The organism is Kaistella sp. SH40-3 (assembly GCF_030686865.1).
Classification (GTDB): domain Bacteria; phylum Bacteroidota; class Bacteroidia; order Flavobacteriales; family Weeksellaceae; genus Kaistella.
Genome location: NZ_JAQYUS010000004.1, coordinates 76,624 through 98,612 on the forward strand (window position 1 = coordinate 76,624; position 21,989 = coordinate 98,612).

Here is a 21,989-nt window from a genome sequence, read left to right on the forward strand (position 1 = left end):
ATAATCTTATAAAAATGTTAGAATTTTCTACAATTACAGAGAATTATAAAAAGGTTATCTCAACCATACCCTCGAATGTTCAACTGGTGGCTGTTTCAAAAACCCATCCCATAGACCAAATAAAGCACCTTTATGATTTGGGTCAAAGAATATTCGGCGAAAACAAAGTTCAGGAATTAGAAGACAAACACTTAGAACTTCCTCAGGACATTCAATGGCATCTTATCGGTCATTTACAAACCAATAAAGTGAAATATATTGCGCCATACATCGATACAATTCAGAGTGTTGATTCTGAAAAACTGCTGGCTGAAATCGATAAACAAGCGTTGAAAAATGAAAGAAAAATTAAAGTTTTGCTTCAGGTAAAAATCGCAGAAGAAGACACCAAATACGGTTTAGAAATTCACGAAGCAAAAGAATTATACCTCGATTACCTCAATGGTAAATTTCCTAATGTAATTGTTACTGGCTTAATGGGCATGGCTACTTTTACCGAAGATAAAAATCAGGTAAAAAAAGAATTCTCTTTACTGAAGCATCTTTTTGATCAACTTTCGAGGCAACAAAAACTAGAAATTTTATCTATGGGAATGAGTGATGACTACCCAATTGCAATTGAATGTGGTGCCAATTCAGTCCGTGTAGGTTCAGCAATTTTCGGTCACAAAAATTACGCCTAATTACCTTTTAGGAACGATTATTGCTACACAATCTGCAAATTTCAGACAATATTTTTATTAAATCCCTAAATTTTTATAATGCAAAAAATCTTAATTGTTGAAGATGAAAAATCTATTTCCGGCGTACTACACAGTATACTTTCCGAAGAATTACCTGATTATGAATTCATAATTGCAGATGACGGATTAGAAGGACTTAAACAAATAGAAAAAGAAGATTTCGCCTTGGTGCTTTCAGATATTAAAATGCCTAAAGTTTCGGGCACAGAACTACTTAAACAAGCATTGCAAATTAAACCAGACACCACTTTTGTCATGATTTCTGGTCATGCTGACATTGATACTGCCGTAGATTGCTTAAAAGTGGGTGCTTACGATTTCATATCAAAACCGATCGACATCAACCGATTGATCACAAGTGTAAAAAACGCTTTAGATAAAAGAAATTTACAAAAATCTAATCAGCATTTAAAAAGTGAAAACACGACTTTAAAAAAGAAGGTTAATAAAAAATTTCAGATGATTGGTCAATCTCCTGCTTTAAAGAAAATTCAGGATATGATTGAAAAAGTGGCGCCATCTGATGCGCGCGTTTTAATAACTGGTCCAAACGGTGCGGGGAAAGAATTGGTAGCACACGCAATTCATGCGCAAAGTGACCGTAGCAAAGGACCGATGATCGAAGTAAACTGTGCAGCGATTCCATCTGAACTAATTGAATCAGAATTATTTGGACACGTTAAAGGAAGTTTTACCGGAGCAATAAAAGACAAACAGGGAAAATTTGAATTAGCCAATAATGGAACTATTTTCCTGGATGAAATTGGAGATATGTCTCTCATTGCACAAGCTAAAGTTCTTCGTGCTTTACAAGAAAGTAAAGTTTCCCCAGTAGGAAGCGATAAAGAAATTAAGGTTGATGTAAGAGTTTTGGCTGCAACCAATAAAAATATGCAGGAAGAAATAAAAGCAGGGAAATTCAGAGAAGATCTTTACCACCGCCTTTCTGTAATTGAAATTTATGTTCCTTCTTTAGACGAAAGAAAAGATGATATCAAACTTTTAGTAAAACACTTTGCTAAAATTATTTCCGAAGAACATGGCACTGCTTTGAAAGATTTTGATGATAAAGCTATTAAAGCCCTAGAAAACTTTAGTTGGACAGGAAATATTCGGGAACTGAGAAACGTGGTAGAACGGTTAATTATTCTGGGATCGCAAACAATTACTGCAGAAGATGTTGCAAGTTTTGTAAGAAAATAAACGTTTCTTTTTTCTTAATTAAAAGAGAATTCTCCAAGATATAACCAAAGCATTAAATTTTGCTTTGGTTTTTTATTGTTTTCAATGTCAATTTGGCATATTAGATGCTTTTTGTTTTTTAGTTTTAAAGTGAAATTTATAAAATTAAAACGATGAAAAACAAAATCCCTCCGCAGAAAATTGGTGCTGAAAGTGAAGCAATTTCAATAATAACTTTTGAAAATGCAGAATTAGCGAAAGCTCATTTTGAAACAGTAAAAAAGCGCTTTTTGGATATTAATTCATGGGAACTTTTTGCTGGCGAAAATAAAGCTGAATTTTCTCTTCGTGACGAAAAAGGAAATCTCATTTTAGATCAACCGAAAGTGGGGAATTATGTGAGTATTAAAATTCCTTTGCTTCATAATCCAGATGATGATGGATTAGACTGGGTGAAAATTGAAGTTTTTGAAGAAGAAAAAGAAGAACACTATGAAGCAGTTTATATCAGAGTTAGGCCAACTCCAAATCCGAAAAGTTCTACTGATGAAATTACTCATTTTCTAAAGTCAACCGCGACTTCTAATTTTTTTATTACAAGAAAAGGGAAAGAAATTTCAGCAGAAGTTTATGCTCGAAACGAAGTTCCCAACTCAAAAGACAAATCGTTAACTGAAAAAATACGCAATAAATTAGTTGCTATTGGCGGAATGTTAATTGGCAGTAAAATTCAGTGGGAAGGTTTAACAGATGGATTATTAAAATATGAAAAATAAAGTTTATATCGGTTGTTCAGGCTTTACCGAACGAAGTTGGAAAGGATTTTTCTATCCGGAAGAATTACCCAGTAAGGAATATCTAAACTATTATTCAAAACACTTAAACGTTGTTGAAATTAACTCTACTTTTTACCGAAAACCAACTTTAAAAACCTTAGAAAAATGGTTTGATGAGAGTGAAGTTGATTTTCAATTTTTTATTAAAATTCCTAAAAACATAACACATCTTAAAAAACTCAATGAAACTCAGAATGATACTAAAGAATTTTGCGAACATATTTCTGCAGGTTTAAAAAAGAAATTAGCGGGATTTCTTTTTCAGTTGCCGCCTTCTTTTCAGTTTAGCGAAGAGAATTTAAAAAAGGTCTTACATACAATTGATGAAAATTATCTTAATGTTGTAGAATTCCGTCATCAATCTTGGTGGAATCCAGAAGTCCTTGAAACATTTAAAAAGAAAAATATTATTTTCTCTGGCGTTTCAATTCCGAAAGATATTCCTGATGATTTTATAATGAACAATCAAAAAACTTCCTACTATCGTCTACACGGAAAACCAGAAATGTTTAAATCTGAATATTCAGAACATGAACTTAAAAAACTGGCAACTGAGGTTCAAAAATTTAAAGGAGTTTCTTATGTTTTATTTAATAACACTTATGGAACTGCCGGAATCAAAAATGCCCTTTATTTAAGGAAGATTTTAAAATAATTTGTAATCAAATAGATGCTAACACTTATTCACATTTTGAAACATAAAAGTTATATTTAAAACATATGTAGAAAGTTTGCAGTAAATTTGAGGCAAATTTTTTTTTAATAATGGCCTTCTTAAGTAAAGTATACACCAAACCTTTTTTGAAATTAGCCTTACCCGTAATGCTTACGCAGGTCGGACAAGTTTCTGTGAATTTATTCGATAATATTATTGTTGGAAAACTTCTCGGTGCGCAAGCACTAGCGTCGGTTTCATTGGGCAATTCCGTCTTTTTTTCAATTTTTGTTTTTGCTTTAGGATTCTCTCTGGCAATTCCGCCTTTAGTTTCCGAAGCACATTCTAGAAATGATCATAATACCATTAATTCAGTTTTCCGTCATGGATTCATCATCAATATCTCGATTGGATTAGTATTGATGATTCTGCTGCTACTAGCAATGCCACTACTCTTTCATATGGATCAGCCCGTCGAAATTATTCCGGATACGATTTCTTTTTTAACGATTATGACTCTGAGTATTGTGCCTTTTATGGCTTTTCAAACTTTACGGGAATTTAGCGAAGGTTTATCTTTTACCATCGGAGTGACCAAAGCAACAATCATTGCCAATGTAATTAATATTATATTGAACTATGTTTTTATTAAAGGAATGTTCGGATTCCCTCCAATGGGTGTTAAAGGTTCTGCGCTTGCAAGTTTAATTGCGCGGATTTTTATGTTTGTATTCTTGTATTATGTATTGGTGAAACAACCCGGAACCCGAAGATACATTAAGCATTTCTCTTTAAAGATTGCCGGATTTTCAAAGGAAATGTTTTCTAAAATGTTGAAGATTGGTTTCCCTACCTCGCTACAGATGTTTTTCGAAGTAACGGCTTTTGCTGGTGCTGCATTTATCTGCGGATTAATTTCTGCAAATGATATCGCATCACATCAGATCGCGCTTTCCATGGCTTCTTTCACCTTTAATCTGAGTATTGGATTCAGTGTTGCTTCCACGGTAATGATTGGTCGTAGAGCGGGTGAACGGGATTTTGTAGGTTTGAAAAAAGTCGGGATTAACAATTTGAAAATCGTATTTATTTTCATGGCCTTTTGTGGATTGTTCTTTATTTTGGGCAGAGATATTCTCCCCACTTTCTTTACTAAAAAAGAAGATGTTGATGTTATTTTACTGGCTTCAAAACTATTGATCATCGCTGCATTATTCCAATTATCAGATGGTGTACAAGTTGTCGCTTTAGGAGTTTTAAGAGGCATACAAGATGTTAAAATTCCTTCCCTAATTACTTTTGTAGCGTATTGGATTATTACAATTCCATTGGGTTATTTCTTATGTGTTACAATGGAAATGGGCGCTTGGGGAATGTGGATTGCATTGGGATTAGGTTTAACTATATCTGCAGTGTTCTTAGTCATCCGATTCTTTAAACTTTCACAAAGAAAAATAGACGCATCACCTCTTTTCTAAATAGTAATAATATTAATAATAATCCCTGAAGAAAATTAATCTTCAGGGATTATTGTTTAAAGTCTAGGTTTATTCTGATTGCAGATTTTACAAGGAACGACTGACTTTCATAACTGAATTCTAAATTTTTAACATTACGAAACTCAACTCCTCTTTATAAGTTCTTTTGATATCATGAAGTAATTTTCAAAATATTTTTTATTTTTTTCCAAAGTTTTATTGTTTTCATTGGTTTTTAAAATATCTTCATAGGATATTATTATTTATCTGAGAAGTTTTGGTTTTGGACTTTACCATGGGAGCAGCTTCGTAATGCTTTCATTGTAGATTTAAAAAACATTCAATAATATAAGTTCGTTCTGGTTTTTTTTGGCTAATACAGAGCCACTTCTTAAATATTACAAATGACTTCTCAATATAATTAGTAGTCAAGGTTTTTAATTCATTTTCTTATAAAAAAACCCGAAACTTTCGTTAAAAGAATTGCGTTTTCATCCATAAACGAATTCGAATATTTAAAATAAAACAATGAGACATAATTAGTTTCCTGGTTTCCACTAATTGAAAGCTTCTACAAAAAACATTTAAAATCTTCGAAAAGTCCCTTTGATGAACTAATTCGTATTAATCGAATTAACTTTTAAAGAAATATAAATTACAGTTATTGCGTTTTTTCGCAATTTTCAAAGGTGTTTTTACTGACTGTTTAATACAATTTGCTGATTTTGAGAATTTCGCTTTTTTGAGCTATTTTTTTTTAAAACTATGAATCTACATTTGTAAGACAAAATAACCAATAAAATTATTTAACCATGAAAAAATTATTTGTAGGTGCTTTCGCACTAATGGCAGTAGCATTCATGAATGCACAAGAGAATCACGATGTAACAACACAATGGGGTAAATCCAATGTTGCCAATGTTGACCAACACGGAATGAAAAATTCTAATGGAATTAAGCAATGGGGCGATAAGAATGATGCTAAAGTTTCCCAATTTGGTAAAGAGAACGAAAGCACAATACTAAGTATGGGTGACAAAAATCACGAAACCGTATACCAAAGTGGAATGAAAAACAGTAACAATTCTTCACAAGATGGAGACGGAAATCATGCTACTACAAAACAGTATGGTGAATTTAACAAAGTTACTCAAAAACAGAAAGGAGATGATAACTCTGCATATGCACTACAATGCGGTAAACGTAATGTGGCGACTCAAACCCAAACAGGTGATGATAACGATGCAAAATCTGAACAATACGGTAATGATAACAAAGTTAAACAAACCCAAAAAGGTAATAGAAATGATGCTGTAGCTTGGCAAAACGGTGTAAGAAATGAAATTTCTCAAAATCAGGACGGTTATAGAAATTATGCTAAAGCGGAACAATTAGGTTATGATAACGAAATTACTCAGAAACAAAATGGTAGTTACAACAAAGCTTATGCTGACCAAACTGGAGATAGAAACACTATTAGCCAAACTCAAAACGGAAATTCACATTATACTAAAGACACTCAAATAGGATGTGATAACACAATTAGTGTTTTGCAAGAATCTGGTCATTCTAATGGTGGTTCGTGCTGTGCACCTCCAATGCCAAAAGAAAGATGTCCAAAAGGTTCAGGAGGTGGTTGTTAATAACCTTACCATCTGATATTAATTCATCCTTTGGGAGAAACTATTCAATAGTTTCTCCCTTTTATCCAAAAAATAATATCATGAAAAATATATTCTTAATCATTGCGAATCTAGTCAGTTTCTCGATGAATGCACAAAGCATTGATTTCAGTCAGATCAACAGTCTAAACGCTTTAAATATAATTAGCACATCGAACAAAGATCTTTCTGAATTCCTTTCAAAAAGTTCAGTTACTCAATTAGGAAATAACAACAGCGCTTTGATCTATGACAAAAGCAAAAGAAGTGATTTAATGATTCGGCAAACTGGTGATTTTAATACGACTTTAATGACTAATACCAATCCCAACTTGGAAAACAAACAGAAAGTAAATATTGAGGGAGACAATAATTATATAGACATTACTGGTAACAACAGTAATTCTAAAGAAATGCAGATTAATTTAAAAACGAACGATAAAATGATTTTTGTACGACATTATTAATAAAAAAAATTAAAAGGATGAAAAATATTAGTAAACGCATCAGTCTTATTTTCCTCTTTTTCATAGGAATTAATACTAATGCACAGGACTCCAATAAAGTAGGTGCAAAAATTGAAACTCATGATGTTGAAGGAGTATTTAATCTTAAAGCAATTGCTCAGAATGAAAGTGAAGTTTTCCAGTCACTAAATTATATCTTTCTTGCAGTCAAAAAAGACAAATCAAAAAATATGTCTTCTTCAAAACAAGAAAATAAATTTACCCTGCTTCCGAAAGAAACAAAAGTTCTTTCGGAAATTTCTATTAATGTGAACAAAGATGATGCACTGAAAGTTTATCTGTTTATTAAAGATGAAAAAACAGGAAAAGTCATTGCTAAGGATAGTTTAGAGATGAATTCCAAAAATATGAAAAATGCGGTCTCTTATGAGAAAACAACAAATGAAGAAAATATAATGATGACAAATTTGATCATTAATGACTCTAAAACAAGAATTGGTGATGAATTCTACAGAAAACTTTATTCTGTTTTAATGCTGAATGATATCAAATTTGGATTTAGAGTTCGAATTGCAGAATTTCCTACAACAGGAACCAATATGATGCTCCAAGTTTTTGCAAACGATGAAAATATTCTCGCCTTTATGGCCCGGCCAGACGATGACTATCTAGACGGTGCAGTTCAAGAGACTATTGCAGGTCTTATCGCATATGATCATGATCGCCAGGTAAATGATAAAGGTTTTATTTATTAACACAAAAATATTCCTATGAAAACACTTATTTTATATTTAATCTTGGGAATGAGTTTTATAGGCGCACAACAGTTCGTTTATAAACCAATAAATCCAGCCTTTGGGGGTGATACTTTCAACTACCAATGGCTTTTAAGTTCAGCTGCTTCACAGAATCAATTTAAAGGCGATACCTCACTTTATGATTCTTTAAGTTCTCTGGACAGTTTTACTGAAAGCCTCAATAGACAGTTATTAAGTCAACTCTCCCAAAAACTCTTCGGAGACCAGTTCGGAGATGGAAATTTAAAACCGGGGAATTACACTTTCGGTTCTATGTACGTACAAGTTACACAGTCTGACAAAGGTTTAATAGTAAGAATTTTAAATACATCCACAGGTGAACAATCAGAGATCATAATCCCGAACTAAAGAATTAATATCATGAAAAATTTATTAACAATCAAAATTTTACTCCTGTTCATTTCCTTAGGTATGATAAATAGTTGTGGTACGATGATGAACCTACCCGCCGAAGGAGATAAGTCCACCTTGGGAGAGATGACTCCTTATACCAAACAACTAAAAGAATTACCTGCTCCCGAAGAAAAAATAGTCATTGGAGTTTATAAATTTAAAGACCAAACCGGTCAATATAAAATGGCGGAAAATGGGAGTAACTGGAGCACTGCAATCCCTCAAGGAACCACTTCTATTTTACTAAAAGCTTTAGAAGATTCAAAATGGTTTCGCCCTATTGAAAGGGAAAATATTGGAAACCTTTTAAATGAAAGACAAATTATTAGATCTACCAGAAAAGAATATGAAGTTGCAAGTGATGGAAAAACAGTGATAAGTGATCAGTTGCCACCACTACTCTACGCCGGAATCCTTTTAGAAGGGGGAATCGTTTCTTACGATTCAAATGTAATGACAGGCGGAATTGGTGCAAGATACTTTGGTGTCGGAGGTGGAACTCAGTACCGGCAGGATCGGGTTACGGTTTACTTGCGAGTAGTTTCTAGCATGACTGGTGAAATTCTTAAAACCATTTACACCTCCAAGAATATTCTTTCAACTAGCGTTAATGGAAGTTTCTTTCGATACATCGATACCGAACGAATCCTAGAAGCGGAAATGGGGTTTACCCAAAATGAACCCGTAAGTTTAGCGGTTACTCAGGCAATCGAAAAAGCCGTTTACACTTTAATTTTAGAAAGCATTGAAGACGGAACATTCCGTATAGAAAAAGTTCATGAAAAAGAAATGAAAGATCTTCTTCAGAAATATCATGCGGAGCAAGAACAAAACACCTATCAATTGGTCGGTAATAAGTTTAATGATAAAGAACGTTCCCGAGCATCTGTATTGGCAATGGTTAACGGTGATATAATTAAGGGTGATTATACTGATGCTAAAATGAATGTAGGAGGAAGGGTCGCATTCAAATACTTTTTAAATGATCATATCAATGCCGAAGTGAGTGTCGGTTTCGAAACATTAGAAAACAAAGACATCGTTAAAAATAATTTTATGTATACCGATGTTAATCTTGAATATCTTCTATTGCCAAAATTTAGTTTTTCCCCTTATGCTTACGCTGGTCTGGGATCAATGTATAATGGGAAGAATTTTTTAAAATATCAATTTGGCGGTGGCTTAGAATATTTGCTGGGAAACAATCTTGCTCTTAGACTCAACGCTCAATATGATATGGGATTTGATGATACTTGGGACGAATTTGCCAACGGTAAAAGAAAAGATCAAGCATTTCATATTGGTGTTGGAATCAATTACTATTTCAATCAGGCGAAAAAACTGCAATCAAAAAAAACAAAACCATGAAAACTCTATTATATTCTTTATTCGGATCTCTCCTATTTCTCTTCTGCATTTCCTGCAGGGAGGATTTGGTAGGGAAAGTTACGACAGGAACGATTACAGGAAAAGTTGTTCAGAAAGGGACCAATACGCCAATTCCTAATGTTAAAATCTTTACGTCTCCAACAACTCAAACTATTTTCACCTCAGCAGACGGAACATTTAAACTGGAAAATATACCAATTGGAGATTATTCTTTAAAAGCAGAACTCACTGGATATCTTTCAACTTTTCAGGGTGTGAATTTAAAAACAGGACAATCAGTGAGTGTCATTTTTGAATTATCAGATGATGATTCATTAAACTCACCTCCTCCTATTCCTTTATTATTAACTCCAGTGGATCAGGCAGTTGATTTACCAACTTCTGTGAATTTAACGTGGAACTGTACCGATCCAGATAAAGGAGATTCATTGAAATTGAAATTTAAAATTATTGTCAAAAACAGTTTGAACAATATTGTCTTTGAAAAAGAAAATATTAAAACTAAATCTTATTTTTTAGATAATTTAATTTTTGGAGTTACTTACTTCTGGCAAGTTGTTGCAGATGACACTGTGAATACTCCCGTTTACAGTGAGATTCGCCAGTTTAAAGTTTCAGCTACTCCCAATAACAGATTCCATTACGTAAGAAAATCTGGTTCTAATTATTATATCGTTTCCAGCACAGAAACTGGGGAGAATTTTCAATTGACTCCAAATTCAGTAAACAGTTGGAGGCCTAAGTTGAATAACGAAGCTGGCTTAATTGCTTTCTTGAGAACTGTTTCCGGCAACACCCAAATTTTCACCACCAAAAAAGATGGTTCAGATTTGAGGCAAGTAACTACAACGCAAGCGGTACTGGGATATAATTATGAAGATTTAGATTTCAGTTGGAGCACGAACGGAAGTGAACTTTTATATCCCAGTTTTAATAAGTTATATAAAATCAATAAAGATGGTAGCGGGTTAACTTTAGTTTATACCACAACCGACGGAAATTTTATTACCGAATGTGACTGGAGTAATGATGGATCAAAAATAGCTTTAAAAACAAATGATGTAAACGGATACAATGCTAAAATATTTGTAATCGATCCTTTAGGAAATATACTGACTACGGTTTTAACTGGTCAATCTGGCGCTGCTGGTGGATTAAACTTTTCAGTTACTGGTAATCAACTTCTTTATACAAGAGATATTTCAGGATACGAAAGTGCAAATCACCGTCAACTTGATTCCCGAATTTTGTTATATAATTTAACAACTAATACCACAGTAGATCTTTCTTCTTTAAGCGAAAAGATTTTAGGTTCAAATGATTTAGATCCTAGATTTTCCCCTAATGACGCTGAGATCATTTTCATGAATACATCTAATGACGGAATTTCTGAAAAAAATATCTACAAAATAACATTGACGGCTGAAGGGACTGGCTATCCAAGAAGATTATTATTCAACACAGCAGAAATGCCAGATTGGGAATAAAATATTTATGCTTGTAACCCTTTAAATTTCAAATCAAATATAAACAATAAAGCAGATCTTTTGGATCTGCTTTTTTTAATAGGATAAAATTGATTGCAATCAGTAAACAATTAATTTATTTTCCATAGCGAATTTAACCAGTTTAGCGGAACTGTTAACATTAAATTTTAACATCATATTTCTTCGGTGTGAGTCGACTGTATGGGAACTAATAAATAATTTTTCTGCGATTTCACGGGAACGCAAACCGTCACAAATTAATAATAAAACATCTTTTTCTCTCACCGTTAAATCTTCGAAAGCACCTGTTTTTTTGTCGCTCTCATTCTCTACCCCACAGATGGAATTTAGAAGTTCATTTTTAACATCATAATTAACAAATATCTTCCCATCAATAACCTGTTTAATCGCTTCAGAAAATTCAGAACTATCGGTATTACTTCCCAGATATCCTCTTACTCCCTTGTCGAAAAACTTTTTAATATTTCGCACTTCTGTATTCGTGGAATGAATGATAATCTTTAAACTTGGATTTAATTTCAGAAAATTTTCAATCTGAGCGTTCACATCAATGCAACTTAAACCTGTAGAATTAATGATGAGCAGCGTATTATCGGTAAGTATCGATTTTTCAATATCTTCAAAGGAATTAAAAATTTCAATTTTTAATTTCTTCGTTACACTATTGTGATTTAGAAAGTACGTCATACAATCCAAATACAATCTTTGGTGATCATAAAGGACAATTTTAGTTTCCATGATTTTAGTTTTACCAAATTTACAACTTATTTTAATAATATAACATTTATTTAATAATTATAATGAGTTTTAATAACCTATTACGATTTAATATTACGTTATCTATTATCAAATCATTTAATGTTTATGAAAGTAATAATTTAAAGCGTATTTTAGTATCTTAATTTAATACTTATGTTAATATGAATAATAATTATGCACTTTTTATGATAAAAAATGAGAATTTTACAAATTTAGAATTTAAAATAATACTATTAATCAGCAACTTATATTTATTATTCTAAAATAAAAAGACAAACCTTTTGAGTTTGTCTTTATTTTAAAAGTAATAATTTACTAATTCTACCTATACATTAATTCAGGAAAATTTGGTATTTCTGTGTTTCATTAAATATCTCCAACAGTTCCCCATTAACCCTAATCATAGTTTGCATGCTCATGAGTTCTATTTGACTTTCATCTTCCGGATTTTTAATAAAGAAATTAAGTTTTTGCTCGCCTTTATGTTCATCAAACTGATTTCTAAAAAACTCAAGATCACTTTTTCTTAAATCGTTAATATCGACTACAATGGTCATTTTCTTTGCAAATTTTTCAAATGCTTCCTTCAGATCAATCACATCAGAAACATTGACGAAAACCCGACCGTCCTTAGATTGTGAGAATTTAATTTTAAAAATCACAAACCTTTGAACATCAATTCTATCGCGTAATTTCATGTAATCACGATCACCCAATCGGAAAGAATAACTTCCACTGTAATCTTCTAGCATTAGAAAGGCGACCTTTTCCCCGCTATTCATTCCATCTTTTACCGTGTACTCAGTAATCAATCCCGCGACCATATATTCTGGCGAATTATTCTTCAATGCTTGCTTTTCTTTCCAACTTAATTTGTCATTATTAAACAAGTCTGTTTGTTGATTTGCAAAAACGGTATTTTTAAAGTCTTCAATTTCATCTAAATTAAGGAAATTAAAAGTTCCTCGTGGCTCAACAATTTTCGCTGGTTCTTCAACCAAAGCATCCTCTTCATCTTCTAAAATATCTTGTGGAAGATCGACCAAATCTTCGTCTAAATCTTCAACTTCTGAAACTTCAATCGGTAATATCACTTTTTCTAACTCCAAAGTTTCATCTTTCTTACCTTCCAGAATTTCTTTCTTACTCAAAGCACCTTGTATAAACTGAAACTGATATTTATACTCATCTAAAGGATGCGCAGAAAGATAGAAACCGATAATTTCTTTTTCCTTGTTGAGTTTGTGCATATTTTGCCATTCTGGAGCAGGATTAATTTTCGGTTGTTCGATCTGAACTTCATCCGCAAAATCTGCAAATAATGAATTTTCGATTTCATTTTTACTGTCCTGAAAACTGTAGCCATAACGCAACAACCTTTCTATATTGGTTTTCCCAGAAGCATCAATATCAAAATATTGCGCACGATGATAACGGTCTACTTCATCAAAAGCACCAGCAATTACCAAACTTTCCGCAACTCTTTTGTTCATTTGCGAAGACGGAACTTTCTCAAAGAAATCGTAGATGTTTTTATAGCGTTCGTCTTTTCTGGCGGCAACAATCGCTTCACTTGGCCCTTCACCAATCCCTTTAATAGCGCCTAATCCAAAACGAACTTGCCCTTTTTCATTCACCGAAAAAGCATATTGAGATTCATTCACATCCGGACCTAAAACATCAACACCAATACTTTTACAATCCTCCATAAACAAAGTGATTTGCTTGGTATTGTTAATGTTATTCGACATTACACTCGCCATATATTCTGCCGGATAGTTTGCTTTTAAATAAGCAGTTTGATACGCAATCAAAGCATAACAAGTCGAGTGAGATTTGTTGAATGCATATTCCGCAAAAGCTTCCCAGTCTTTCCAGATTTTGTTTAATTTGGTTTCATCAAGGTTGTTTGATTTTCCACCTTCTAAGAATTTGGGGTACATTTTATCCAGAACATCTCTTTGCTTTTTACCCATCGCTTTACGCAAAGTATCGGCTTCACCTTTTGTAAAGTTGGCGAGTTTTTGAGAAAGCAACATTACTTGCTCCTGGTAGACTGTGATTCCATAAGTTTCCCCTAAAAACTCTTCGGTTTCTTCTAAATCATAAACAGTTTCCTCGACTCCATTCTTTCGATTGATAAAAAGAGGAATATATTTAATCGGTCCTGGTCTATAAAGTGCGTTCATTGCAATCAAATCCGCAAATTCTGTCGGTTTTAGTTCGCGCATGTATTTCTGCATTCCTGGACTTTCATACTGGAAAATCCCCACCGTTCTTCCCTCTTTAAATAACTGATATGTTTTGGCATCATCCAATGGAATTTCATCTGGATTAATGTCAACTCCGTGTTTTTCTTTAATGAGTTTAATGGCGTGTTTAATGATGGTTAAAGTTCGCAAACCCAAGAAATCCATCTTCAGCAAACCTGCATTTTCCGCCACGGAATTATCAAATTGCGACACCAAAATATCGGCATCTTTTGAAGCAATGGTAATGGGAACTAAGTTCGAAATATCTTCTGGCGTGATGATTACTCCACACGCATGGATTCCAGTGTTTCGAATACAACCTTCCATTTTCTGAGCAGCAGAAAGAACTTCATAACGATCATCTTTTGGATTCGCCAAAATATCTTTCATTTCCTGCGCCAGGGCTTTATCTTCCGGAGATAATTTATCAAATTTTGCAAATGCTTTCGCAATATTCATTCCTGGAACGGCCGGAATTAATTTCGCAATATTATTGGTATCAAAAATCGGAAGATCCAAAACTCTTCCTGCATCTTTTATGGCAGATTTTCCGCCTAAAACGGAGTAGGTAATAATTTGAGCAACATTGGCTTTACCATATTTCTCGACCACCCATTTAATGATTTTATCACGACCTTCATCATCAAAATCAATATCGATGTCGGGCATCGAAACCCTTTCTGGATTTAGGAAACGCTCAAATAGCAAATCATATTTAATAGGATCAACATTTGTAATTCCGGTACAATAAGCAACGGCAGAACCTGCGGCTGAACCACGACCCGGACCAACCCAAACGCCCATTTTTCTGGCTTCATTACAGAAATCCTGCACAATCAAAAAGTAACCTGGATAACCGGTTTTCGCAATAACCTCTAATTCGAAATCAAGACGTTCTCTAATTTCATCAGTGATTTCTCCATATCTTTTTTCAGCACCTTTATAAGTTAGATGTCTTAAGTAAGCGTTTTCACCCCGTTTTCCACCATCTAATTTATCTTCATCATTCAAAAACTCATCAGGAATACCAAACTCTGGCAGCAAAACATCGTGCTTTAAAGTGTAAGGTTCGAACTTGGCTACAAACTCGTCGTACGCTTCAAAAGCATCTGGAAACTCCCGGAAACTCTGCTTAAGTTCTTCAGTGTTTTTAATGTAAAACTCGTGAGAAGGCAAACCTCTTCTTTTACCAAAACCCTTTCCTACAGGCGAAGACAATTTCTCACCATCTTTAATACAATATAAAATATCTTGAATATGCGCTTCCGATTTTTCAGTGTAGAAGGTTTCGTTTTGAGCTAAAATTTTAACTTCATATTTTTCAGCGAAACTTAATAAAACATCATTCAAATAATGTTCTTCTTCGATTTCGTGATTTTGAAGTTGAACATAAAAATCATTATTAAAAGTTGTTTTCCACCATTGAAAAACATCTTCTCCTTTTTGCTCTCCAAATTCCAGAATCGCGTTCGGAATATCACCATTGGTTCCAGCAGTTACGGCGATTAAATCTTCTTTGTATTCGGCAATCATCTTTTTAGAAATCCGGGGAACTCCAAAGTAAAAACCATTCACAAAGCCCAAACTGGAAAGTTTTACAAGGTTTTTATAACCATTATAATTTTTCGCCAATAGAACCACATTTGTTCTACGGTCGGGATCATCTTTGGTAAATTGCTTCTGATCTGGTCGGTCTGAAATATAAAATTCACATCCGATAATTGGAATCAAAGGATCTTTGCGAGGTTCAGTTTCATCAAATGAAAGTCCCTCGTCTTCGGCTTTTTGTTTTTTATCTAAATATTCCTGATAGGTTTTTTTAATATTTCCATTGGTCTTTTCCACTTCTGAAACGAATTTAAAAGCACCCATCATATTTCCCAAATCCACGATTCCTACGGCTGGGAAATTGTTGTCCAAGGCTTTTTTAATCAGTTCGTGAATATGTGAGGATGCCTGAAGAGACGAGTAAATACTGTGATTATGGAAATTAAAATAATTACCAATTTCATCGGTATTGGTAAAAGATTTTTTCTTTTTCTTTTTAGAATCTGCAACCTGTCTTCTGATTACAATCGGAAAAGGAGCAATTGAACCCGGATGATGGTTGATATAATGTTGTAATTCTGCAGGAGTAAGCTTAAGTGTTTCGGCAGGAACAATACCAATCCTCACCATTTCGAAAAATACTTGTGCCGTTGCATTTACATCGGCTGCAGCATTATGAGCTTCGTCAAATTTTTCGTTGTACAACTTTTCGTAAAGTTCAGTAAGTTTCGGCGACTTATATCTTCCGCTTTTTCCACCGCCTAACTGACAAAAATCCGTCCCTAGTTTCATGGTATCTGCAGAAGGAATTGTCTGCAAATTATTTTCAATTTCTTTGCGGAAAAACTCGGCACCAACAATATTATAATCGAAAATAATATTATGCCCAACAATAACTTCTGACTTCTTTAAAACCTCTTTAAATTCTAATAAAACTTCATTCAAATCACGACCTTCCTCAGTCGCCATTTTTGTAGAAATTCCATGGATTCTTTGGGAGGAAAATGGAATATCATACCCTTCTGGTTTAATGATATAATCCTGATTTTCAAGCAAGTTCCCTTCTTTGTCGTGCAATTGCCAAGCAATCTGTACCATTCTCGGCCAGTTGTCGGAATCAGTTATCGGAGCGTTAAAGTTTTTAGGAAGACCTGTAGTTTCAGTATCGAAGATTAAGTACATTTTTCAGCGGAATTTTGGTAAAATTAGCATTAAATTTCTTTAAAAAAAAGTTGGAAAATTAGAAAAACGAAAAACAGTTTCAACAGAAAAAAAATATTTTTTTAAATATTCAACTCAGATTATTAGGAACTAAATCATTTTATTAAAAAACTGTTCTTAAATCCATAAATAGTGAATTTTTCAATTATAATAAAATTAATATTTTAATTCTAATGTTAAAAACTATATATAATCAAGCTTAAAAGTATTTTTATTTCAATCACATAATGTAAATTATGTGATTATTTATGTAACATTTAAAAAGTTTTTTATAAATATAATTTATATCTAATTTATAATTTTGTCTAAAACTTTATCCCATGAAAAAAATATTACTCATTACTACTGTGGCTTTTTCCATTTTTAGCATTCGAATTTATGCACAAACTTAAACACCATTTCTAGGACAAATTGCTTTTGTTCCTTATACTTTTGTTCCAAATGGTGGGCTGCATGTGATGGTCAATTATTGTCTATTTCACAGAATTCTGCACTTTTTTCCCTTTTAGGAACTAATTATGGAGGAGATGGGCAAACTACATTTGGACTACCGAATATGCAGGGTCAAAGCATCGTTGATGATGGTGCACAAACTTCAGGTTCTAACTTTCACTATAAAATAAAAGAGAATAACATAAGATAATCAATAATTTATTTATAAATTTATATTTAATAAAACAATTTAATATGAAAAAATCATTACTTTCTTTAGTCGCCTGTTTATTGATGGGCACAGTTACTTGTCAAGTACAAGTTTTGACAGATACATCGATGGAAACATCAGGTGCGGCAAATAATGGGGATTGGATCTCTACTTCCAGTAATTTTGGAACAACATGGTGTAATATTGCGGACTGTGGTACTGGCGGTGGGCCGATGGTCCCAAGAACGGGATCCTACTACTCGTGGTTTGGAGGGGTGAGTGCAGCAGAAATTGGAACATTAAAACAGACTTTCAACGTAGCGACAGCAGGTACTGCGGAATTGAAATTCTACTGGGTAATTCCATTTCGCGATGCCACCGATATTTTCAAAGTTGAAATCGATGGAACAGAAGTTTACGCATTAGAAAGTAGTACAAACATTTTTACAACATATCAAGAAAAGACTGTTTCTTTAGGAAACTTAGCAGCCGGATCACATTCCATTCGGTTTTATAGTGCAAAAACTGCTGGGCACAGTCATAATGTTGCTTTAGATGATGTTACCATAAACGTTACAAGTGGCATGGGAACGCAGAACATAGGATTGTCTACAGGCATCAATATTTACACGAATTCCCTAGATAACACAATCAACATCAGCAATAAAACGTCAGAGAAAAAAGCGACCATTGGGGTTTATGATGCTTCTGGTAAATTATTATTAGACAAGAATTATGATATCTCTACCACTGCAGTTATTTCAACCAAAGGATGGAAAACAGGAATGTACCTTTTAAAAATTAAAACTGACCAAGGCGTTATTTCTAAAAAAGTAATTATAAAATAATTCCCGAGATTACGATTTATAATTAAATTCTCCTGCTGCGATTTACAAATTTTCTAGTAACTCTGGGAGAATGTTTCTTTAGAATTTAATAAATAAACCCACTGCAATTGCGGTGGGTTTCTTGTTTGATTTGTAAAAGGTAGAGCACAGATTACAAGTCCTCGATATCAGAATTCGTTCAAAGTGCAAACTAGTACTAATATGCGCAGATAATTGATTGCCAAAAAATTGAAATCAATCCAGCTTTCTGTTGATGTTCCTTCCTCAAATTCCAAAATATCGACATAAAATCTTCTGGTCGATTTAATATCTTTCACTTTAAAGGCGTAATGAAATGCATTCATATTTTTAATTATAAGTATTTCTTGGAACTCAACGTATCGCTTATATATGGTGTGAGATTCTTTCGATTAGATTCAATATTAAAAATAACCCTTCCCGCACGAATCCTTTCGTGTGGTTATCATATTTTTAATTTATTAATTTTTTACGAGTAGAATCTATAAATTTCAATTGTATTGATAATATTGAAATCCAAAAGACTTCTATTTAAACAAATATATAAGTTTTTCTTAATTAATTTATAACCTCAGTCCGTCATTTCATCATACTTTCCTTTCTCGCCACTTCAAATAAATTGTTCTGTATAATATGATTTCCTCTAAAAATATACTCAATCGAGTCTCCTCTATTCTTTGAGATGGAATCCCCAATTTGATAAGGATCATCCAAACCTTCAGTAATACCATTTGAGTATTTTACATAAATGAAATTATGCTCATTTTTATTAACATAAATATCAATAACCTTTGTGTGTTTATTAATTTTCAATAATTGCTCTTCAGTTAAATCATTTGAGTTATAACTCAAATAAAAAAAAATAAAAAACACTATTAAGCCAAATAGTAATCCGACAATAATTATAGGTTTTTTACTGGATTTATCAAGTTCAATATTATAATTATCATCCATTTAAATACGTTTCTTATTTTGTTCACCACTCCCGCACGAATCCTTTCGAAACGGTAGTATTTATTTAAATTCAAATCCCGAAAAAAAAACATATTTTCGGGATTCAATTATTTTAAAAGAATGAGATTTAGTGATTAAAAATTTCTTCAACTTGGCTCTAAAGTTTTACAATTTAAACTCCAGTTTCACATTAAAAAATCTCCCCGTCAATCGCACAGGAACCGGATAATTATAACCTGTGTTCACATCATTTACCCATTGATTCGCAACGGTATTACTGATATTAAATGCATTGAAAATCTGAACACCTAATGTCAATTCTCTAAAATTTCCCCAGAAACCTCCGTTTACTTTATTGTCTTTTTGATCGATGAAAACTTTAGATAAACCAATGTCAACTCTTTTATAAGAAGGCAAAGTTCTTTGGTATTTGTAAGGTGCTTCGAAATCTGGTTTGCCAAATTCATCTAAAGAAATCGGTGTTCCAGATGGAAGTCCGTTTGCGTAAACCAAAGTTAAGTTTACTCTCATTGACGGAAACTTCGGCATGTAATCTTGATAGAACATAGAGAATCTAAAACGCGGATCTGTAGGTCTTGGAATATAACCTTGATTGTCGATATTTTCATAAACCCGGGCATAACTTGCAGAAATCCACGAATCAACTCCTGGTACAAATTCTCCAAATAATCTGGTATCAATTCCATACGCGTAACCTTCGGAATTATTTTCACCTGAATATCGAATTCTCACATTATCTAAATAATAAGGAATCAAATAATCCATTTTCTTATAGTACAATTCTGTCGTCAACTTAAACGGTCGTTCGGCCATTTTAAATTCATAATCATTCGCCAAAATAATCTGCATTGAACGCTGTGATTTGATGTCTGGATTAAAGTTCCCATCAACATCCTTAATCTCTTTATAGAAAGGCGCCTGGTAATAAACTCCACCAGAAACTTTGAACAACATATCCATATCCCAGTTTGGTTTAATTGCAACTTGAGCACGTGGCGAAATAATCGTTTCATCATTGAAATCCCAATGTGCCGCGCGAATTCCCGCATTTATAAAAACACGGTTGTCCCCCCAATAGAATTTTTTCGAATATTGCGCATATGCAGAAATTCTTGTTGGTTCAATATGATTCGCGCCAGAAATACTGTAACGCAAACGAAGTTGGGAGGGATCCAAAGTTCCTAGATCGACATAATTTCGGGGAGTGCTGTAACCCAATGAATCAACCAGTTGCCATTCATTCGTAAAGTCTCTTAAATTTTCTTTTTCGAATTTTACGCCAACTTCAAAATCGGTATTGACGTCTGGTGAGAATCTTGTTTTAAATTGTGCACCGTATGTTTTTACCAATAAGTCATTTCTGGCGTGATCGATTTGACCACCAACATCGTACGACGCAACTGGCGCTCCGGTTACAGGATCAAAAGTCTGCAACATATAAGCAGAAGCGATTGAGTAGTATTCCCGCTCACGGTTTTGGTAAGCAAAATTATCTAAAGTGAAAGCCCATTTTTTATTTGGCTTAAAATTAATGGAAGCCGTGCCCATCATATTTTTATATTTGTCGTCTTCTTTACCATTGTAGAAAACGCTTAATTTCAAAGGTGATTGCAAAGTTCCGAACTCAACTTCTTTCACTTTCGGAACCATTTCGTAATCGTTTTTACTCCAATATCCGATAAATGAAAATGCCCATTTCTCATTCAATTTATAATTGATATAGGTTTGGAAATCCATGTATTGCGGATTGAAATCAGTGTCTTCATTCAAAGTATTTAAAACCAAATTGGTATTTCGGTAACGACCAGAAATCATTGCCGATAATTTTTTATCCTTTGAAGCAAAACCGGTAGAAAGTCTTCCACCAATTAAACTCGCTTCACCTGAAAGTTCAAATTTCGTCGGTTGCCGGTAATAAATATTTAAAGAAGAAGACATTTTATCGCCATACTTCGCTTCAAAACCACCGGCAGAAAAATTGATGGATTGCACCATATCCGGATTAATAATACTCAAACCTTCCTGCAAAGAGTTTCTAATTAAAAACGGACGGTAAATTTCAATATCATTAATGTAGATAAGGTTTTCATCGTAGTTTCCACCTCTTACCATGTATTGCGAAGAAAGTTCTGCATTTGAATTTACAGAGGGTAAAGTTTTCAAAAGTCCTTCTACACCACCAGAAAGTGAAGCGACTTGCTGTGCTTCTTTGGCAGAAATCTCCATCGAAGTTAAGTCGGTTACTTTTGGTTTTCCTTTTTTCTGAAATACTACTTCTTCAATTTCCGTTTCCCGTTCCGATTTTACAAACAAAACATTTACGTTCTGAACTTTCGGATTCGGTTTGATATTTTTATTAAAACCTGTGAAACTGGATTTCTGAACGAATAAAGACTGATCAGAATCTGCAATCGGAATCTTTACAAAACCGTTAACATCCGTGGTAAAACTTTGATTATTATAAGAAACAGTGGCTTCTGAAACTGGTTTGCCATCTTCATCCAAAACTTTCAGATTGATTTGCGAATACGCAAAATACGGCATCACAGAAAGGAGAAATAGAATTTTCTTCAAGGTAAAAAATTTAGATTTTAA

18 protein-coding genes are annotated in these 21,989 nt (G+C 33.4%); 13 read left to right on the top strand and 5 right to left on the bottom strand.

Translation table 11 applies throughout. The features are described 5' to 3' along the window. Positions 1-14: 14 nt before the first annotated feature. The 11 genes from PUH65_RS07970 to PUH65_RS08020 all read left to right on the top strand — a co-directional run bounded on the left by PUH65_RS07970 (position 15) and on the right by PUH65_RS08020 (position 11,109). Complete coding sequence (locus tag PUH65_RS07970; protein ID WP_305519401.1) at positions 15-683, top strand: YggS family pyridoxal phosphate-dependent enzyme; 669 nt, start codon at positions 15-17, stop codon at positions 681-683. Positions 684-761: 78 nt separating this feature from the next. Beyond that, positions 762-1,946, top strand: coding sequence for a sigma-54 dependent transcriptional regulator (locus PUH65_RS07975; protein WP_305519402.1), 1,185 nt, complete (start codon positions 762-764; stop codon positions 1,944-1,946). A 152-nt stretch (positions 1,947-2,098) separates the two neighbouring features. Continuing rightward, positions 2,099-2,701, top strand: coding sequence for a hypothetical protein (locus PUH65_RS07980; RefSeq protein ID WP_305519403.1), 603 nt, complete (start codon positions 2,099-2,101; stop codon positions 2,699-2,701). Beyond that, entirely contained in the window at positions 2,691-3,416 is a 726-nt protein-coding gene (locus tag PUH65_RS07985) for a DUF72 domain-containing protein (RefSeq protein WP_305519404.1), read from the top strand. Before PUH65_RS07980 ends, PUH65_RS07985 begins: the two co-directional genes overlap by 11 nt. A gap of 110 nt (positions 3,417-3,526) precedes the next feature. Next, positions 3,527-4,894, top strand: coding sequence for an MATE family efflux transporter (locus tag PUH65_RS07990; RefSeq protein ID WP_305519405.1), 1,368 nt, complete (start codon positions 3,527-3,529; stop codon positions 4,892-4,894). A gap of 845 nt (positions 4,895-5,739) precedes the next feature. After that, a complete protein-coding gene (locus PUH65_RS07995) occupies positions 5,740-6,537 on the top strand; it encodes a hypothetical protein (RefSeq protein ID WP_305519406.1) in 798 nt (265 codons plus the stop codon). Between the two features lie 80 nt (positions 6,538-6,617). Then, on the top strand, positions 6,618-7,022 hold the full coding sequence (locus PUH65_RS08000) for a hypothetical protein (protein WP_305519407.1): 405 nt from the start codon (positions 6,618-6,620) through the stop codon (positions 7,020-7,022). 17 nt (positions 7,023-7,039) lie between these two features. Continuing rightward, positions 7,040-7,777 carry a CsgE family curli-type amyloid fiber assembly protein gene (locus PUH65_RS08005; RefSeq protein ID WP_305519408.1) on the top strand — a complete coding sequence of 246 codons (738 nt, stop codon included), beginning with the start codon at positions 7,040-7,042 and terminating at the stop codon, positions 7,775-7,777. A 15-nt stretch (positions 7,778-7,792) separates the two neighbouring features. Then, positions 7,793-8,188, top strand: coding sequence for a curli production assembly/transport component CsgF (locus PUH65_RS08010; protein ID WP_305519409.1), 396 nt, complete (start codon positions 7,793-7,795; stop codon positions 8,186-8,188). Between the two features lie 12 nt (positions 8,189-8,200). Then, the gene (locus PUH65_RS08015) at positions 8,201-9,601 is read left to right on the top strand and encodes a CsgG/HfaB family protein (RefSeq protein ID WP_305519410.1); all 1,401 of its coding nucleotides are present in this window, start codon (positions 8,201-8,203) and stop codon (positions 9,599-9,601) included. Then, entirely contained in the window at positions 9,598-11,109 is a 1,512-nt protein-coding gene (locus PUH65_RS08020) for a carboxypeptidase-like regulatory domain-containing protein (RefSeq protein WP_305519411.1), read from the top strand. The genes PUH65_RS08015 and PUH65_RS08020 overlap by 4 nt, the downstream gene beginning before the upstream one ends. Before the next feature lie 99 nt (positions 11,110-11,208). Here the strand turns inward: PUH65_RS08020 and PUH65_RS08025 are convergent, their stop codons facing one another. Then, positions 11,209-11,868, bottom strand: a complete 660-nt coding sequence (locus PUH65_RS08025) for a response regulator transcription factor (RefSeq protein ID WP_305519412.1) — start codon at positions 11,866-11,868, stop codon at positions 11,209-11,211. 353 nt (positions 11,869-12,221) lie between these two features. Further along, positions 12,222-16,871 carry a DNA polymerase III subunit alpha gene (gene dnaE, locus PUH65_RS08030; protein ID WP_305519413.1) on the bottom strand — a complete coding sequence of 1,550 codons (4,650 nt, stop codon included), beginning with the start codon at positions 16,869-16,871 and terminating at the stop codon, positions 12,222-12,224. Positions 16,872-17,379: 508 nt separating this feature from the next. Here dnaE and PUH65_RS14920 point away from each other — a divergent pair. Continuing rightward, positions 17,380-17,553, top strand: a complete 174-nt coding sequence (locus PUH65_RS14920; protein WP_370692028.1) for a phage tail protein — start codon at positions 17,380-17,382, stop codon at positions 17,551-17,553. A 44-nt stretch (positions 17,554-17,597) separates the two neighbouring features. Next, positions 17,598-18,401: a T9SS type A sorting domain-containing protein gene (locus tag PUH65_RS08040; RefSeq protein ID WP_305519414.1), complete on the top strand. Its 804-nt coding sequence runs from the start codon at positions 17,598-17,600 to the stop codon at positions 18,399-18,401. Between the two features lie 167 nt (positions 18,402-18,568). On the opposite strand, the gene PUH65_RS08045 is transcribed toward PUH65_RS08040, so the two are convergent. From PUH65_RS08045 to PUH65_RS08055, 3 genes are all read right to left on the bottom strand, one after another. Then, positions 18,569-18,745 (bottom strand): hypothetical protein, encoded by a 177-nt coding sequence (locus PUH65_RS08045; RefSeq protein WP_305519415.1) that lies wholly within the window; start codon positions 18,743-18,745, stop codon positions 18,569-18,571. A gap of 253 nt (positions 18,746-18,998) precedes the next feature. Continuing rightward, complete coding sequence (locus PUH65_RS08050) at positions 18,999-19,373, bottom strand: hypothetical protein (RefSeq protein WP_305519416.1); 375 nt, start codon at positions 19,371-19,373, stop codon at positions 18,999-19,001. Positions 19,374-19,538: 165 nt separating this feature from the next. Continuing rightward, positions 19,539-21,968, bottom strand: coding sequence for a TonB-dependent siderophore receptor (locus PUH65_RS08055; protein ID WP_305519417.1), 2,430 nt, complete (start codon positions 21,966-21,968; stop codon positions 19,539-19,541). Positions 21,969-21,989: the final 21 nt, after the last annotated feature.